Genomic DNA, 13,925 nt, shown 5'->3' on the forward strand with positions numbered 1-13,925 from the left:
GGTAGGCACACATTTTGAACTCGTCCATGAGCTACTCTCTGAACTTTTTAGTAAGGGATGTCGGTTTCCCCCGTTAACAGGATAGACAGTGATAGCTGTCGATAAGGGGACTTTTTCTATAAAGAGAAGGTCAATTAGAGTGGTACCGCGAGCATAAACTCGTCTCTATTTTTACATAGAGACGGGTTTTTTTATTTTTTAATGACTTATTGGCCTACGTGTAAATTTTAGATACTAATCACTAAAAAGGAGTGTTTGAAAATGGGAAGAAAAATTTGGGTGTTTGATACAACTTTACGTGATGGCGAACAGGTGCCTGGAGCAAAGCTAAATCTTTATGAAAAAGTAGAAATTGCACAGCAGCTGAAAAAATTGGGTGTTGATATTATCGAAGCTGGATTCCCTGCTTCTTCACAAGGTGATTTTGATGCCGTCAAAGCTGTAGCTGAAAAGGTTGGCAACACAAACGACATTATGATTACGGCATTAGCACGTGCTGTAAAAGCTGATATCGATGCTGTCTATAATGCTGTGAAATACGCTCAAAACCCGATGATTCACATGGTACTAGGAACATCTGATATTCATGTGGAGAAAAAATTCAGCAAGTCAAAAGACCAAATTTTACAAATTGGCGTGGATGCTGTGAAATACGCTAAAACATTATTACCACAAGTTCAATATTCCACAGAGGATGCCTCTCGTTCTGACTTTGAATATCTTTGGAAAACGATTGAAGCTGTTATGAGAGCTGGCGCAACGATGATTAACGTTCCTGATACGGTAGGCTTTGCAGAGCCAGAGGAATTTGGAGAGATGATTTTTAAATTAAATGACCGTATGAAAAATTTAGACGATAGCGTTCTTTTAAGTGTTCATTGTCACAATGATCTTGGAATGGCAACCGCTAATACGCTAGCTGCTATTAAAAATGGTGCAGATAAGGTAGAATGTACAATCAATGGTATCGGTGAACGCGCAGGTAATGCTGCATTAGAAGAAGTTGTCATGGCACTTAAAACTCGCAGCTCCGTCTACAATGCCGAAACGCGTATTAATACAAAAGAAATTATAAATACTTCACGTCTTGTTTCTAGCTTTATGGGCTTAGATGTACAGGTCAATAAAGCCATTACAGGAGATAATGCATTTGCCCATTCTTCTGGTATTCATCAGGATGGTTTGTTAAAATCACGTGATGCTTATGAAATTGTTCATCCTGAGGATGTTGGTCTTGATGATATGGAGCTAGTACTAACAGCCCGCTCTGGTCGCCATGCAGTGAAAAATGCTCTTGAAAAATTAGGGTTTACTAATCTTTCTACAGAGGAATTTGAGGGTATTTTTGAAGGATTCTTAAAGCTAGCCGATGCGAAGAAAGAAGTATATGATCACGACTTATACGTTATTGTTGAAAGCTATTATGAAAAACATGATGCCAATAATAAAAATGCTACACATTATAGTGAACAATTCTTTGATTTCGATGATCTACAAGTCGTCAGCAATACAAGCTTCCCTTCTGCAAGTGTTAAGGTTCGTAAAGGCGGCGAAATATTTAAAGCTAGTGCAGTAGGCTCTGGCCCAATCGATGCCCTGTATTCAGCCATTGCAGAAATTACAAATATGGATGTAAAACTAGTGGAATATAATATCAATAGTGTTTCACGAGGCAAAGAGGCTTTAGGTAAAGTAAAAATTACGATTGAACACGAAGGCGAAAAGTATATTGCAAAAGCAGCGGATACAGATATTCTTAAGGCAAGTGCTCTAGCCTATATTAATGCGATCAATAGCATTGTAGTGACAAAATTAACACCTGTTATGAATTAAATGAAAATAGCAAAGCAGTATGGCCCATGAGTCATACTGCTTTTTCAATCCTAGTGACTATCCCTAACTAATTTTTGATATTCCTCATCAATTCGTTCAATATCAAGACGTTCAAACAATGGCGTCACCTCTTGAATTAATTGAGGCAGCTCTACTTGCTCATGCCACATCATTTCATTTATACCTACCATGTTTCTTATTTTCTTTGCTGAAAACGGTAAGAAGGGATGCAGCAGCTGTCCTAAATTCGCAATGATATAGACGCAAGTTGCTAATGCACGATTACATGCCTCTACGTTTTCTTTTACCTGTAGCCATGGCTGTTGTTCATCAAAATAACGATTAGCTCCACGAATATACTCAAAAATGGACTCTAACGCCTGTTTGAAATGGCCACCTTCGATAAGAATACCCGCTTCATTAAACAATTGTACGGTTTGTTTTCGAATGTTGCTATCCACCTCAGCTTGTGGAACCCGACAAGCAAATGATTTTTCAATAAACTTCAATGTACGGTTCACAAAATTACCATAGGCTCCGAGTAGTTCACCATTATGGCTATAAATAAATTCCCGCCATGAAAAATCAGTATCACGATTTTCCGGCGCATTCATCGTTAAGAAGTAACGGATAGAGTCCGCATCATAACGACTTAAAATATAAGGAACCCATACAGCCCAATTCTGACTAGTAGATAATTTGCGTTTTTCTAATGTTAAATACTCATTTGATACAATATGGGTAGGTAATGCCTTAGATCCAATTCCCATTAAAATGGCTGGCCAAATAACTGTATGGAATGGAATATTATCCTTTCCATGTACATAGTATGAAATGGTCTCTTCATTCCATAAATCTTCAATGGCTAATTGATGCTCTTTTGCCCATTCTAAACTTGCTGTTAAGTACCCTGCTACAGCTTCAATCCATACATATATTTTTTTCCCTTCAAAACCTGGCACTGGAACATCTATGCCATTCGGTAAATCTCTTGTTACTGCTCGGTCAGGAACTCCTTCTGCCAAGTATCGCTCCGTTAACCCTAAAGCATTGTCTCGCCAGCGTTTCTCGGCTTTCGCTTGAGCTAAATAAGACTCCAATCTTCCTTGAAATTGACTAAAGGTAAAATAAAAGTGCTCCGTTTCCCGAATAACAGGTTCATTCCCACAAATTTTGCAGCGCTTATCAATTAAATCCAATGGGTCTAAAATTTCTGAGCAGTTATCACATTGATCTCCCCTTGCTTTCGCTCCACAATTTGGACAGAGCCCCTCGACAAATCGATCTGGTAGGAATTGCTTATCCGTCTCACAGTAAGCCTGTTCAATTTTCTTTTTGTATAAAAAATTATTAGCCAGTAGCTGTAAAAAAAGGGCCTTAACGGATTCATGGTGGTGCTCCGCATCCGTTCTTGTGTACAAATCATAGGTAAATCCTAAATCATGAAAGCATCTAGTAAATTCATCATGATAGTGATTGGCAATAGCCTCTGTCGTTGTATTCTCTTGCGCGGCACGAATAGAAATAGGTGTACCATTACAATCACTGCCTGATACATATAAAACCTGCTCACCCTTTTGTCGGTAATATCTAGCCAAAATATCACCTGGTAATAATGCGGCAACATGCCCTAAATGCAAAGAGCCATTTGCATACGGCCAAGCGCCTCCAATAACAATCGTCATTCTAAATTGCTCCCCTCACAGAAAAAATGGTAAAAAAAAAATCGCCCTAATCAAATCTGATTAGGACGAGTATACCCGTGTTACCACCTATATTTACAAATAGCTCACACTATTTGCCTCTATCAGTACGTCTCCATTCAAAAAGAGAGATACTGCCGCTGTTGTAACGAGTGCCCATCTCGTCGTAATCTACTGGCTAAAAAGCTTTCGGTACGAAGCTCAAAGGTCATTTTCAAAAGGGTTCATTTACCTCATTTCCACCAACAGAGGCTCTCTACAAAATGTTAATCCAATTTACTTTTCCTTTTCAATGCTTTGTCTATAGGATTGGCACTATTTTACGCCTTCTTGTGAGGAAATGCAATGATTGTCGTTAAATCGTCCCTTTTTTGATACACTTTCGTGCGTTAATCTAATGTAACATTTACCAATGCAGTTAAATCATCGATTACTATATCTGCTTTTTCTAATTCCTTGTCCTGTGCAAAGTCAAAGCGTACACCTATCGATAGTAATTGATTATCCTGTGCAGCTTGGATATCCGAAGAACGATCTCCTACCACTGCTCCGTACTCAATTTTATTTTCATCTACAACTCTTTTGACCAAGTCTGATTTATGCCCACTTGCAATAGCTTGAATGCTGTAGATACCCTTTATGAAACGCTCCAACTGATAGGTTTCAACGATTGCTTGTAAATAGTCAACCTGTCCATTACTCGCTATGTATAACGGATAATTCTCTGACAATGTTGCAAGGGTTTGCTCAGCATGTGGATACAATGCACCCTTATGTCCACGTATTTGCTCAATCAGCTTTACATGGAATAATACATTGCTCTCTTCTTGTATCTCTAGCGTATGCATAGGGCATAATGTTTCCCACACAACAGGTAAAGGAACCCCCATTATTTCTCGATATTTTTCTATCGGCGTTTCTCCCTGCCATAAGCCATTTGTCCGCAGCACATCAAATGTTGCATCGAGCGCAGGCTCTAAAATAAGATTGGTTTGAAATAATGTGCCATCCATATCAAAAATAAACGCTTTATTCATAGAATCACTCCTTGATTAATTATCAAAAAACGCCATATGCGGCTTTTCTTGCTTATAATAATCCAAACGATCTTGCAAAGTTCCTGTATGAAACTCAAATTTATGACCATCTGGGTCCGTAAAGTAAATCGATTTTTTGTCCTTCTCATCTCTTTGTCGACCGGCTGAAATATTGACCTTTAGTTGCACCAATTTGTCATACATCTTATCAAAGTCATCTTCCGCGATTGTGAAGGCAATATGCGTATAGGACTGATGGATGTCATTGCGCGGTATATCCTTCTCAACATTAAGAGCGAGCCACAGCCCATTTACATCAAAATAGGCTGTGCTGTTCCCCTTTACTAGCAACTTGGCATCGAATACTTTTTCATAAAATGTGATGGATTCCTCTAGATTAGATACTGAAAACAGTAAATGATTGATGTTTTGAATTGTCATAGCTGTGCTCCCAATGTTTATTTTTTTCCCTTTTTCATTCCCTTAGCTATTTGCTTCCACTTGCGTTGTTCCTCAAGTTTTGCCTGGGTATTTGCTTTGCGCTCCATGTAAGCCAATTCTCTTTGCAGCTTAAAATAACTTTGTAGACGATATTGATCTAAGTCCCCATCTACAATAGCTTGCTGGACAGCACAATAAGGCTCTTTTTGATGCGTACAATCACGATAACGACAAGCTTTTGCTAGTTCCTCAATATCTTGAAAGCTTGAAGCTAAGCTGTCACCTTGATCCCACAATTGAAACTCACGCATTCCTGGCGTATCGATTAAACAGCCACCAGCAGGCAATACTACTAGCTCTCGATGGGTTGTTGTATGACGTCCCTTAGCATCATCCTCACGAATACCTGCTACTTTCATCAGTACCTCACCACATAAGGCATTTGTTAATGTGGATTTTCCTGCTCCTGAAGACCCCAATAATGCTCCAGTGACTCCCTCTGTGAATAACGACTGAATTTCCTTTAGACCTTCGCCGGATAGAGCACTCGTTACAAAAATATCTACACCAAAGGCTACAGACTCCACTTCTTGCACTAAGCTCGAAACATCCTCGCACAAATCTGCTTTTGTCAGGACAATAATAGGCTTTGCACCTGAATCCCAAGCGGCCACTAAATATCTCTCCAAACGTCGAATATTAAAATCAGCGTTCAAGCTCATAACAAGTAACACGATATCGACATTTGATGCGACAATCTGTTCTTGAATTTCCGTTCCTGCAACTTTACGTGAAAATACCGATTTTCGTTGCAATAGCTGATGAATAATTGCTCGTTCCTCACCGGGCATTTTCTCTACTAGCACCCAATCACCAACTGCTGGATAGTCCTCTCGAGCTAAAGACGTATACGCATAATGACCAGCAATTGTCGCCAGCCATTCTCCCTCTTCAGCTAACACGCGATAAGAATGCTTATGCTCTAAAGTAACCCTTGCAGGCACACAATTTTTTAATTTAGCCTGTTCTTTCATTTCTATCATTTGCTCTTCAAAATATGTTGTAAAACCTAATGTTGTTAATTTCAATTTATTTTCCTCCTAAACGTGCATATCAATGATGCCTCAGCGAAAAATTCTATGTCATCCGCAAGAGGCCATATCGCAATTTAGCATTTTTTAAACTACGATAAAAAAACCTTGTAGCTGCAATTCGGCAGTTACAAGGTTTCACAGGCACGTTTAAAAGATACACAAATACCCCGAGTTATAGCACGGCGTCACTTTGTATATTCTAGGCGTGTGAAATTGAACAAACCGAATTGCAGTTCGCTAATTACAGATCTATTCATCATGTCACATCACCTACTTTCCATTTAGTTGTTATCAATATAGCTAAATTTTCAGAAATTGTCAATTATAATATTATAAGCATTTATTCCAATCATCCACGCATACAATGAAAAAACCACTAAATGCGAGGAGATGTTGAGTTGCCTAAAATCATTTCAATTAGCACATATCAACCACCTTACACATTACAGCAAGAAAATGCAGAGGAACTAACGAAAGAGCTTTTCTATGCAAAAATTCCAAAACTAGAGCGCTACTTAAAGGTTTTTGAAAATGGTGGCATCGACACACGCCATTTTTGTGTACCAGCTGAATGGCATCGTACGAATCACTCCTTTGAAGAACGTAATAATTTATATATTGAGTTAGCTACACAATATAGTGTAAGTGTCATTCAATCATGCTTGGAAAATAACTCCTTTTTATTCACACCTATTTCTTCTGAAGAAATTGATGCCATCATTTTTGTTAGTAGTACAGGAATTTCAACACCTAGCATTGATGCACGTGTTATGAACAAGCTTTCCTTTTCAGATCGACTTAAACGTATTCCTTTATGGGGACTTGGTTGTGCAGGAGGAGCTGCTGGTGTAAGTAGAGCCTATGATTTTTGTAAAGCCCATCCACAAGCAAAGGTACTTATCGTTTGTGTCGAGTTATGTAGCCTCACTTTTCAGCCAAATGATTTTTCTAAAAGCAATTTAATCGGTGCTTCCCTTTTTGCAGATGGTGCGGCATGTATACTTGTTTGTGGAGATGAAGTCGCTATCGAAACAAAAAGACCAACCCCTGATATTCTAGCTACAGGTTCTAAATGGATGCCAGATTCAGAAAATGTAATGGGTTGGGATGTAAAAAATAACGGGCTTCATGTTATTTTCCAAAAAAGTATTCCTTCTATTATTACCAATTGGCTCGGACCTTTCATTGAACAATTTTTAATGGATCAAGAACTGTATAGCGAACAACTTACTCATTTCATTGCGCATCCTGGAGGAAAAAAGGTATTAAAGGCTTATGAAGATACACTTTATTTATCTCCCCAAAAAACCGACATTTCTCGGGAAATATTGCGGCAACATGGCAATATGTCATCACCAACAGTGTTATATGTATTAGAGCAATTTATGTTACATGAAGGACAAGTGGAGGATACAGGCTTGCTCGTAGCTCTTGGCCCTGGTTTTTGTGCAGAAGCTGTATTATTAAACTGGAGGGAGTAACATGATCTTCTATCTTATTTTCACCCTTGTCGTTCTACAAAGATTGACAGAGGTTGTCATTGCTAAGCGCAATGAAAAATGGATGCTTTCACAAGGTGCCTATGAAGTAGGTGCTTCACACTATCCTTATATGGTTGCCATGCATATTAGCTTTTTTCTGTTTTTAATGGTGGAAATCACTACAAATAACAACGGAATCTCGCCCTTATTTCCATTATTTTTTATATTATTTATAGCTGTGCAGGCATTACGGATCTGGTGTATTCGTTCTTTAGGAGCTTTTTGGAATACAAAAATTCTCATTTTACCTGATGCACAAGTTGTTCGTAAAGGGCCATATGAATATATGCGCCACCCTAATTATGCGGTAGTTTGTTTGGAAATCCTTTTACTACCTCTCATGTTTCAGGCTTACTTTACGGCATTTTGTTTTACATTATTAAATATTACAATGCTTTCTGTACGAATACCTATAGAAGAAAAAGCATTACGAGATGCTACTAATTATAATCGTGTATTTCAAAAGAAGATTTCGGAGTCTTAACCGAAATCTTCTTTTCTTCTTTAATGCCATTCCCAGTTAAATGGGTCTTGTAGTCGCTCCCAAGGGGCATGAAACTCTTCCTCTGTTAACAAACAGCTGTCCAACTGTTTGGTGATGCTTTCTCGATCTAGATCAATGCCAATAATAACAAGTTGTGTCATTCGATCTCCGTACTCTTCATCCCAATCTTCCAATACTTCAGAGCTTTGCTGGAATACATCCTGCTGCTGTGCTTGTGGTAGAGCTGCTACCCAATAAGACACGGGTTCAATTTTTGCAGATGCCCCCGCTTGTGATAATAATAGCGCAACATCCTGATGTCTTGCACTCCAAACAATCCCCTTCGCTCGCACTATTGAATCTGGCATGTGATCACACCACTCAACAAAGCGCATCGGATGGAACGGTCTTTTACGTTTATAGGTAAAGGAAGAGATCCCGTACTCCTCTGTCTCTGGGGTATGATTTTCATGACCAAGCTCCAACTCCTTTAACCAACCTGCTGATTCGGAGACACGTTCAAAGTCAAAGCGTCCTGTATTTAAAATTTCAAGTGGGTCGATAACACCATTTGTTGTACGTATTAGCTTCGCCTCAGGCTGTAATGCACGTAAAATACGCTCTAATCGCTCAAGTTCCTCTGCTGATACTAAATCGCACTTATTTAAAATAAGGACATCACAAAATTCTATTTGATCAATGAGCAGGTCCGCAACATCGCGCTCATCTAATTCACCAACCGCTTCCTTCCGTTCCAATAAGCTTTCTCCTGACTGAAAATCATGCCAAAAGCGGTGTGCATCTACGACAGTGACCATCGTATCTAATTGACAAAACTTTGTTAAATCAATGCCGAGCTCCTCATCTAAATAACTAAATGTTTGTGCAACTGGAATCGGCTCGCTAATCCCCGTCGATTCAATCAAAATGTAATCAATATTACCTAGCTTCGCAAGGCGTTCCACCTCCTGCAATAAATCCTCTCGTAATGTACAGCAAATACAACCATTGGAAAGCTCCACAAATTTCTCTTCTGTACGCGATATACCACTACCATTTGCGATAAGCTCAGCATCAATATTAATTTCACTCATATCATTCACAATAACAGCAACACGTAAATCCTTTTTGTTTTGCAATACATGATTCATCATTGTTGTCTTACCAGAACCTAAATATCCACTCAATACCGTAACTGGAATTCTCTTTGTCATTACTACAACTCCTTAAATCGTAATCATTACTATTTACAATTTGTAATTAAATCATATAACTTTTGAAAATGCAAAGCTTTTTATTACTTGTAAAAATAAACTTGACAATATCCTGTGAGAAATATAATGTTTAAATAGTAATAATTACTATTTAAAAGGAGGTCCTTTTATGCGTGTACAAGTAACACTAGCCTGCACTGAAACAGGTGATAAAAACTATATTACGACTAAAAATAAACGCAATAATCCTGAAAGATTAGAGCTAAAAAAATACTCCCCTCGCCTGAAACGTGTAACCCTGCATAGAGAGACAAAGTAATGCTGGAATAGAGGTCAAGATAAGATCTTCTGGAGCGGGTCTGACCTGTTTTAGAGCGGGTTCCTCTTCTTTTGGAGCGGGTCTCGCCTGCTTTGGAACCGGTTCCTCTTCTTTTGGAGCGGATCTCGCCTGCTTTGAAGCGCCCTCCTCTTCTTTTGGAGCGGGTTCGACCTGCTTTGGAGCGAGTTCGGTCTGCTTTGGAGCGGTCCCCCCTTCTTTTGGAGCGGGTTCGACCTGCTTTGGAGCGCCTTCATCTTCTTTTGGAGCGGGTTCGGTCTGCCTTAGAGCACCTTCCTCTATTTCTTGAGCGGTTGTGGCCCTTTTACGAGCGGTTGGACCCTTCTTAGAAGCTTCCCATTCGAATCAACGAAAAAATGACTGTTTCAAAGGCATACTTTTGAAACAGTCATTATCAAATTTTCACAGCTAAACCTGCTTTCTATTGATTTCTAACGCTAGTTCATTCAATTTCTGATCTAATTCATCGAGCATGCGTAATCTAAAATCTATTTGCTCATCAATATGAACTCCTTGTTTCATTGATGTGCCGCTACCATCAGATTGATTTTTCAATACATCTAATTCATTTGACAATCTCTCTATTTCCAAATTTTTCATCTCTAACTCACTTAATAAATGTTGGTGAAGGCTGTCCGATTCTACTTTCTCACGATGATATTTTTCTAGTGTTTCGATAATATTCTCCATATGTTTATCTGCTGTAGCTGTATAGTCACTTAACTTTTTATCTATGCCTTCAATAATCGACCTATGATTTGTATCGATTGAAGCATCATTCGACGCTTGAATTTTGTCCTTCAATGACTTATTTTCAGCTCGCAATTCTGCCAATTCCTTTAATAATGCCTCAATGGATGCAATTTGTTTTTTTCTTTGCGCTTCTCTCCTCTGAATTTCTTCATCGTAAGCTTGCAAGTCCTTGTCAAAGTCTCTCTTCAACTTTAATAGCTCCATAGAAAGATCTTTTCTAAGCCTTGTTAATTGTACATTCTCTCGTTCCAGTCGGAGTACTAAAGCGTAATAATCACTATCTCTCAGTTTTTTTACTTCGTTTTTATACTTAGCTAATTCAGCCCGTAAAAAAATAATCATTTGTTGGAGCTGTATTGGATCATTGTTTTTCACAATATCATTGTCCATCATCACACCCCCTAACCTGAATATCTTTTTAGTAAATCGACCACCTCTTCAAACTGCTCTTTGCTTTCCTCTAGTAATTCATCTAGCTGCTTCATCCACTTTCCTTCTAATTGTGGATTTTTTATTTGTTCAACTTGGCTCTTTTCACCTGAAACAAGGGAGGCAATTAAAAGCTGTAATGTACTTTTTTCAAGAAAGGCAAAGCTATTATCTTGTTCATTACGACGACTTAGCTGTTCCTTCACTAATTGCTGAATTACACTACCAAACTCTTGTTTTTCGTTGTCACCCATTGTCTTCCTCCTGTGTTTGGCCCATTCCATTTAGATTAATAGGATTTAAAACTACAACACCATCTGTGAGCTGATCGCAATATGTAAAACCCATAATCGTGCCTGAATATGATAAATTATAGGACCATTTTATTTGAAAATTGGTAAATGAAATGGTTTCGTTCGGTTCGATTGTTGACTTACCAACTGGTCTCAGCCAATACTCCTCTTTGCTTGATTTGTCATTAAAACGCTCCCACTGACTCTGCCCCTGTGTCTTAAAGTTGGGGGTAAAATTTTCATGAACATATCTCCCAGAGAAGTAAAACGGTGAATCCTTAGGTATTGTTATACACAGAGATGGGTTCGTGACGGCTGTACTACCAATGTTATGAATATGATAGGAGCCTAAACATAAACTCTCTTGCTCCGGATCATAGGAAATATTAAACGAGGTTGTAAAATAACTAATGAGATTGACCCTATTCGGAATCGGCAACTCCTTAACCAGTCTTTTAATTTCATGAACATAGGCATTTGTTTGTTCCTTTAGTGCCTGTATCTTGTCTTCAATGCGATCTGTCACTTCATACCTCCTTGTTATTTTCCATCAAAAAAAGAGAGGATTACCCTCTCTTCATGATATGACTTTCCTCTATTTATTAGCACCATTAACCTAAAGTAGGGAAAATAACAGGGCATTGCTGTGGACGAACCGCAGTTGGGCATGAGAATGGTAAATCTGCTCTTGGCTCGCAGAAAGTTGCTAAAAATTCAACTGTAACTGGGAATGTAGATTGAATACTTTGACAAACAGCAACAGTAATTGTTAACGCAGAAAACGTAATTGTACCTGTTCCAGCTGCAAGTGTTCCTGTTGTACATACGAAGCAATCTAAATCTGTGTATAAGATTTCAACATCTGTACCTTTAGGAGCACATAATGTCACTTGCTCACAGCGAGAAACTGGAATTTCAGCGCTTGTGAAAACAGTACCAGTAGGTAAAGTAACAACAATCGTCAGAATAAAGTTCTTTTGAATATTTAAATGTTGCAGACAAACAGTTGATCCATCGATGGAGAATTGGCGATTCTCACGGTTCAGAATCACAATTGGATTTGTAGCTGCTGGAATTACTCTACATGTAACAATAGCACCTGTTAAATCTGTCCCTGCCGTTACCCCTGGGAATGTAATTGCTCCCGTAGGAGAAATATCAAATGACATTTCCTTTACAATCCAGTCATATACCTTATCGACATTTATACAAATTAGTTCCTGCGCCTGGGATGGCATATGTTCTTGCATCCTTTTGACACCTCCATAAATTTTTTATCTTTCGTTTGTAGCATATGTTTTTCAGCATTAAGTGCATGGGCTAACAAATAGTTCCACATGATATTTGTTAAAATCAGCAAAGGATCAATTTTACATATGCTTTCTTCTCTAAAGGATGACTAAAATGTTGAAAGGACCGGTATATTTGTAACAGAAAGTCAATATTTTTAATAAACTAATAATGGACTGAAAGGGGTGAACTACAATGGAAGAGTCAAAATTGTACACCACTCAAGAAATTGAAAAGTTAAAACAAAAAATCGAGAGTTATAGAGAATCGTTAACTTCATTAAAAATGGGGACGTCAATTGAAGATTTCCTTTATATGAAGCAGGAGTTTGATGGACTGAAAACACAGATGGCCCATTTAGATTCGATCACAGAGACATTAGATAATAAACAAAATTCTTATATAAAAGGCTATGATGAGCAAATAAAGCTTCTTTCACTACAGCTGGCGTCTCTAAATCAAACTATTGAAGGAACGAACCAAGAGATTTTAGCGGTTTTAAACAAATTAGTAACTATTGAAGAAAACGAGACAACAACTGTTCCTCCCTCAATTGAAATGCCTGCTCCAACTTCAGCTACCCATTTACCTAGACAACCTAGAATGGCACAGACTTCAGATCAAACTATGATTACTTCAGCACAACCATCTTATAGACTACTGCAAAGTTTGGCAGGTAAAGCCACAAACCACCAACTAAATGTAAATAATGGTACTCCAACTCCTTACAATGATCTACAGGCAGCTAAACCTGAAGAGCGACATTTTAATCAGCAATATTTTCAATCCATTAACACACACCCGAGCCAAATATACAATGGTTTATACAGAAACACGACAGTTGAATCTACCTTCCATTTTAAAAATGCCACGGATGCGAAGGAAGTTCCAGTAAGTGTTTATGACCCATCTGCTGTACAGCCTACTTCAAGTGATGAAAACATCGAGATTGATACCTTACCATCTTCTATTGTTGAAACGGATAACATGGAAACCGAAAAATCAGACGATCCTATTGAGGTTATGCATACTGAAAATGGACATAACAATCTTGAGATTTCCAACGTACCTAAAGAATCGTTTGAACAAGTTATATCGGAGCTACCTAGCAAGTCTGTTAATCAAGACATTGCAGCAATAGCTAGTGAGCCGCTCAATCAAAACATTTTAGAAGCTGTAGAAGAGCATGCTGACACATTTCATTCCCCTTCATTAGAAACAGAAGAATATGTTGAAGTGTATAATGGTGGAGCAGCCTATGAGGTCTATCCATCCATTGAAGAAGAGATTATACAACTTGAACCAGTAAACAAGCCGATTGAGGAAGAACATAAGAAGGGGAGAAATTCATTTTTCGATTTCTTTAAAAGATGGAGCTAACATTATCATTCTATTTTAAACGAGGCTGGGACAAAAGAAAAAATGTTAGACCATTTACAAGTTTGGTCTAACATTTTTTTGCGTTATTAGAACACA

The 13,925-nt window shown here is 38.3% G+C and carries 14 protein-coding genes and 2 other annotated features (1 of these 16 cut by a window edge); of the genes, 5 read left to right on the forward strand and 9 right to left on the reverse strand.

The features are described from left to right. Positions 1-170, forward strand: a binding site (T-box leader) (it extends 69 nt beyond the left edge of the window). A gap of 91 nt (positions 171-261) precedes the next feature. Next, positions 262-1,833, forward strand: a complete 1,572-nt coding sequence (locus tag ACEVFT_RS21230) for a 2-isopropylmalate synthase (protein WP_393951227.1) — start codon at positions 262-264, stop codon at positions 1,831-1,833. 50 nt (positions 1,834-1,883) lie between these two features. Here ACEVFT_RS21230 and metG read toward each other — a convergent pair whose 3' ends face one another. From metG to rsgA, 4 genes are all read right to left on the reverse strand, one after another. Beyond that, a complete protein-coding gene (gene metG / locus ACEVFT_RS21235; RefSeq protein WP_393951228.1) occupies positions 1,884-3,518 on the reverse strand; it encodes a methionine--tRNA ligase in 1,635 nt (544 codons plus the stop codon). Between the two features lie 58 nt (positions 3,519-3,576). After that, positions 3,577-3,838: a binding site (T-box leader), on the reverse strand. Between the two features lie 87 nt (positions 3,839-3,925). Continuing rightward, entirely contained in the window at positions 3,926-4,573 is a 648-nt protein-coding gene (locus ACEVFT_RS21240) for an HAD hydrolase-like protein (RefSeq protein WP_393951229.1), read from the reverse strand. A gap of 15 nt (positions 4,574-4,588) precedes the next feature. Further along, complete coding sequence (fosM, locus tag ACEVFT_RS21245; protein WP_393951230.1) at positions 4,589-5,014, reverse strand: FosM family fosfomycin resistance protein; 426 nt, start codon at positions 5,012-5,014, stop codon at positions 4,589-4,591. 17 nt (positions 5,015-5,031) lie between these two features. Next, positions 5,032-6,102: a ribosome small subunit-dependent GTPase A gene (gene rsgA / locus ACEVFT_RS21250; RefSeq protein WP_393951231.1), complete on the reverse strand. Its 1,071-nt coding sequence runs from the start codon at positions 6,100-6,102 to the stop codon at positions 5,032-5,034. Positions 6,103-6,506: 404 nt separating this feature from the next. Between rsgA and ACEVFT_RS21255 the strand changes: the two genes are divergently transcribed. Further along, positions 6,507-7,589 carry a type III polyketide synthase gene (locus ACEVFT_RS21255; RefSeq protein WP_393951232.1) on the forward strand — a complete coding sequence of 361 codons (1,083 nt, stop codon included), beginning with the start codon at positions 6,507-6,509 and terminating at the stop codon, positions 7,587-7,589. 1 nt (position 7,590) lies between these two features. Next, entirely contained in the window at positions 7,591-8,133 is a 543-nt protein-coding gene (locus tag ACEVFT_RS21260; RefSeq protein ID WP_393951233.1) for an isoprenylcysteine carboxyl methyltransferase family protein, read from the forward strand. A 20-nt stretch (positions 8,134-8,153) separates the two neighbouring features. Here the strand turns inward: ACEVFT_RS21260 and ACEVFT_RS21265 are convergent, their stop codons facing one another. Next, positions 8,154-9,347: a GTP-binding protein gene (locus ACEVFT_RS21265; protein ID WP_393951234.1), complete on the reverse strand. Its 1,194-nt coding sequence runs from the start codon at positions 9,345-9,347 to the stop codon at positions 8,154-8,156. A gap of 169 nt (positions 9,348-9,516) precedes the next feature. Here ACEVFT_RS21265 and rpmG point away from each other — a divergent pair, with 169 nt between their 5' ends. Continuing rightward, positions 9,517-9,666 (forward strand): 50S ribosomal protein L33, encoded by a 150-nt coding sequence (gene rpmG / locus ACEVFT_RS21270; protein ID WP_004231780.1) that lies wholly within the window; start codon positions 9,517-9,519, stop codon positions 9,664-9,666. 426 nt (positions 9,667-10,092) lie between these two features. Here rpmG and ACEVFT_RS21275 read toward each other — a convergent pair whose 3' ends face one another. The 4 genes from ACEVFT_RS21275 to ACEVFT_RS21290 all read right to left on the reverse strand — a co-directional run bounded on the left by ACEVFT_RS21275 (position 10,093) and on the right by ACEVFT_RS21290 (position 12,409). Then, positions 10,093-10,827, reverse strand: a complete 735-nt coding sequence (locus ACEVFT_RS21275; protein WP_393951235.1) for a hypothetical protein — start codon at positions 10,825-10,827, stop codon at positions 10,093-10,095. A gap of 11 nt (positions 10,828-10,838) precedes the next feature. Next, entirely contained in the window at positions 10,839-11,120 is a 282-nt protein-coding gene (locus tag ACEVFT_RS21280; RefSeq protein WP_393951236.1) for a hypothetical protein, read from the reverse strand. After that, complete coding sequence (locus ACEVFT_RS21285) at positions 11,113-11,685, reverse strand: hypothetical protein (RefSeq protein WP_393951237.1); 573 nt, start codon at positions 11,683-11,685, stop codon at positions 11,113-11,115. Before ACEVFT_RS21285 ends, ACEVFT_RS21280 begins: the two co-directional genes overlap by 8 nt. A gap of 85 nt (positions 11,686-11,770) precedes the next feature. Then, a complete protein-coding gene (locus ACEVFT_RS21290; RefSeq protein WP_393951238.1) occupies positions 11,771-12,409 on the reverse strand; it encodes a BMQ_0737 family morphogenetic spore coat protein in 639 nt (212 codons plus the stop codon). A gap of 235 nt (positions 12,410-12,644) precedes the next feature. Between ACEVFT_RS21290 and ACEVFT_RS21295 the strand changes: the two genes are divergently transcribed. Continuing rightward, the gene (locus tag ACEVFT_RS21295) at positions 12,645-13,829 is read left to right on the forward strand and encodes a hypothetical protein (RefSeq protein ID WP_393951239.1); all 1,185 of its coding nucleotides are present in this window, start codon (positions 12,645-12,647) and stop codon (positions 13,827-13,829) included. Positions 13,830-13,925 lie beyond the last annotated feature (96 nt).

The organism is Lysinibacillus sp. PWR01 (assembly GCF_043359455.1).
GTDB lineage: Bacteria > Bacillota > Bacilli > Bacillales_A > Planococcaceae > Lysinibacillus > Lysinibacillus fusiformis_F.

Bases quoted from the DNA above. Each gene is read 5' to 3' on its own strand.
- ACEVFT_RS21240 (WP_393951229.1), bottom strand. From the start codon at position 4,573: ATGAATAAAGCGTTTATTTTTGATATGGATGGCACATTATTTCAAACC.
- ACEVFT_RS21230 (WP_393951227.1), top strand. From the start codon at position 262: ATGGGAAGAAAAATTTGGGTGTTTGATACAACTTTACGTGATGGCGAA.
- ACEVFT_RS21260 (WP_393951233.1), top strand. From the start codon at position 7,591: ATGATCTTCTATCTTATTTTCACCCTTGTCGTTCTACAAAGATTGACA.
- fosM (WP_393951230.1), bottom strand. From the start codon at position 5,014: ATGACAATTCAAAACATCAATCATTTACTGTTTTCAGTATCTAATCTA.
- ACEVFT_RS21290 (WP_393951238.1), bottom strand. From the start codon at position 12,409: ATGCAAGAACATATGCCATCCCAGGCGCAGGAACTAATTTGTATAAAT.
- ACEVFT_RS21280 (WP_393951236.1), bottom strand. From the start codon at position 11,120: ATGGGTGACAACGAAAAACAAGAGTTTGGTAGTGTAATTCAGCAATTA.
- ACEVFT_RS21275 (WP_393951235.1), bottom strand. From the start codon at position 10,827: ATGGACAATGATATTGTGAAAAACAATGATCCAATACAGCTCCAACAA.
- ACEVFT_RS21295 (WP_393951239.1), top strand. From the start codon at position 12,645: ATGGAAGAGTCAAAATTGTACACCACTCAAGAAATTGAAAAGTTAAAA.
- rpmG (WP_004231780.1), top strand. From the start codon at position 9,517: ATGCGTGTACAAGTAACACTAGCCTGCACTGAAACAGGTGATAAAAAC.
- metG (WP_393951228.1), bottom strand. From the start codon at position 3,518: ATGACGATTGTTATTGGAGGCGCTTGGCCGTATGCAAATGGCTCTTTG.
- ACEVFT_RS21265 (WP_393951234.1), bottom strand. From the start codon at position 9,347: ATGACAAAGAGAATTCCAGTTACGGTATTGAGTGGATATTTAGGTTCT.